This window comes from Bacteroides sp. CAG:633 (assembly GCF_000435115.1).
GTDB classification, from domain to species: domain Bacteria; phylum Bacteroidota; class Bacteroidia; order Bacteroidales; family Bacteroidaceae; genus Bacteroides; species Bacteroides ndongoniae.
In genome coordinates this window covers 1-2385 of record NZ_FR883082.1, presented here as the reverse complement: position 1 = coordinate 2385, position 2385 = coordinate 1, and the positions used below count along the sequence as shown (strand labels likewise).

The window sequence follows — 2385 nt, the reverse complement described above, 5'->3', positions numbered from 1 at the left end:
ATATTTATATTGTAAATGTTGGTAGTATCAGTGATATGGGGTATTATTCCCTATATAAGCTTCCCGTAGCTGAGGGAAATGATGAGGTGGAAGCTTTTCTGCCTTTCGATGATCCTGGAAATACTGGTTGGGGAATTGACAGATACACCAGTGCTTCCGCCGATGAAGCCATGTTTACCATTTGGCCTTTTGATGTTCTATACGGTGTAAAAGAAGGGGAAGTGGGTGCTGTCTATAAAGTGGATTTCGGAGACAGACGGTTGCCCGAGCAATACATCAAAGCCGATGGAGCGACTGCCTTGAAAACAGCCATACGCGATAACTATATCACAGGAATAGAATGGATGGTACAATCAGAGAAGCGTCTCCTCTTTTCATATTCAGATGCAAAAGGTAAGATGATAAGCATTTACGACAGGGAAACCGGTAAAGTGAATACGACACATGAGCTGTATAACAAATATCTGGGAGGATTGGCTTGTTCGCCCCGTCAGCTATACATGCAGGACGGATATATGATATCGTATCGTGCGATGGATGCATGGTGTTTGGAGGGCGAACTTGCGGATTGGAATTATGACGAACGCGATTTCCATTCCGAATATGTACGTAGCATGTTCAAGAAGTTCCGCCAGATGGACGAGGAATCCAATCCGGTTGTTATTATTCAGAAGTTGAAGGAATAACGTGCTGACGTAATAGGTCTCTTATTTGTATTTTGTTTTAAATTCCTTTTGATAGGTTTTACTTAAAAGAATAGTATCTTTATGTCCTACAAAGTTGTTTTTCTTTTGACTGCTTTATGCTTCATCTCCTGTCAAGGATCGAAGCAAAAGCCTGTTGTTCAGGAAGAAATAGGTATATCGTCTGTTCTACCCGGTCAGGATGTGCTGACTGTCGATTTGGATTCCATTGCATACGAAAAGCAGATGCCTCTGTCTGCTTTCTTCAAAGATGTGCGGTATATTCCGCTGGAGACCACCCGTGAGTCCCTGCTGGGGCGCATCAACCAGCTTTGTATGCAGGGAGATACCATCTTCGTTTTGGATGGCGTCATGGCCAGGTCGGTACTTATGTTCCGTAAGGACGGCAGCTATATCGGTATGGTCGGCAGTAGGGGAGAAGGCCCGTCCGAGTATGTGGCGCCAACGGATTGCGGCATAGCGGGAGACCAGTTCTACATCTTCGACAGCAGGAAGCAGTGCATTCTGTATTACGGATTGCCCGACATGAAGTTTAGTCATGCGGTCACGCTGAAGCAACAGCAGAATGCCCGGAGCCGTTATATAGGCATCGACGGTAACCGGATATACGCAGATGTCTATTTTCCCGGCACGTCGCCTTCGTACCTCGTACAGGAGTTGGACAGTGCTGCACAAGTTGTCAACAAATGGATATCGAAGGACGCATACAACCGGGGTTATCATTCGGACACTTATTTCACCGGAGAAAGCTTTTTCAGCAAGACTTCTGTCGGCATACGCTTCAAACACCTTGCCTCGGACAGTGTCTTGGCAATCGGGAAGAACGGCATCTATCCTTATCTGTCGTTCAGCTACCAGGACCGTCCCACCAGCGCGGCGGTGAAAGAGCACGCGGAGCGTAGCGGCGAGAAAGACATCCTGAAGTCGCTGACCCGGTTGGGAGGCGTGCACAACATCCAACACTATACTGAAGGCGAGCGGTTTATACTGTTTTTTTTCTCTCGGGGGAATTACCTCAATCACTTCATTTATGACAAGAAGACGCAGGAATGTCGTGTCGGTATCTTCTTGCACGACAAGGTTTCGCCCAAGTTGATGGATCAGTCCGTCGTCCCGATACCCGTCTGGGAAGACGACGAGAATGTCTATTTCTACATCCATCCGATGGAAGTCAGCCGTTTTGTAGGGATGCTGAAGAGTGGAGAAATTACGTGTCAGCCGGACGATAAAACCGCCTTAAGCCGGTTGGACGAAGAGACGAATCCTGTCCTGATCTGTTATCGGAAGTGAAAGGGGGAAGGGTAGAAGATTCAGTTTGGGTATATTTTTTCCCCAGTTAGGAAAATATTTTTCTCTAACTGGGCAGTAATTTTTTCCTAACTGGGAAAAAATGGGGGCCTTTTCCGTGCTTACAGGGCGGCTGATTTTCTGGCCCGCAGTATCTCTCTTTTTCCTCCCGGAGGGCCGGGCAGACGCTCTACTGTGAATCCGATGGATTGCAACAGACGGCGGACTACCCCCTTGGCGCAGTAAGTAGTGAGGATGCCGTCGGGACTCATGGCGGCAAAGAGGCGGCGAAAGACGGACTCGTCCCACATTTCCGGCTGCTTTTCGGGCGCAAAGGCATCGAAATAGACTACGTCGTAACCCGCGGCGGGAAGGACAGCGGCGGGGCTCGCTA

At 48.3% G+C, this 2385-nt stretch carries 3 protein-coding genes; 2 read left to right on the top strand and 1 reads right to left on the bottom strand.

The genetic code is table 11. The features are described 5' to 3' along the window. Together QVP67_RS09150 and QVP67_RS09145 are read left to right on the top strand one after the other, a co-directional pair. Nucleotides 1–686: 6-bladed beta-propeller (locus QVP67_RS09150; protein WP_288180067.1), on the top strand; the 686-nt coding region annotated here is incomplete at its 5' end. Nucleotides 687–767: 81 nt separating this feature from the next. Further along, nucleotides 768–1994 carry a 6-bladed beta-propeller gene (locus QVP67_RS09145; protein ID WP_022163265.1) on the top strand — a complete coding sequence of 409 codons (1227 nt, stop codon included), beginning with the start codon at nucleotides 768–770 and terminating at the stop codon, nucleotides 1992–1994. A 119-nt stretch (nucleotides 1995–2113) separates the two neighbouring features. Here the strand turns inward: QVP67_RS09145 and QVP67_RS09140 are convergent. After that, a partial coding sequence (locus QVP67_RS09140; protein WP_288180066.1) for an MnmC family methyltransferase occupies nucleotides 2114–2385 on the bottom strand: 272 nt, incomplete at its 5' end.

Coding starts and splice junctions, on each gene's coding strand:
- QVP67_RS09145 (WP_022163265.1), top strand. CDS start 768: ATGTCCTACAAAGTTGTTTTTCTTTTGACTGCTTTATGCTTCATCTCC.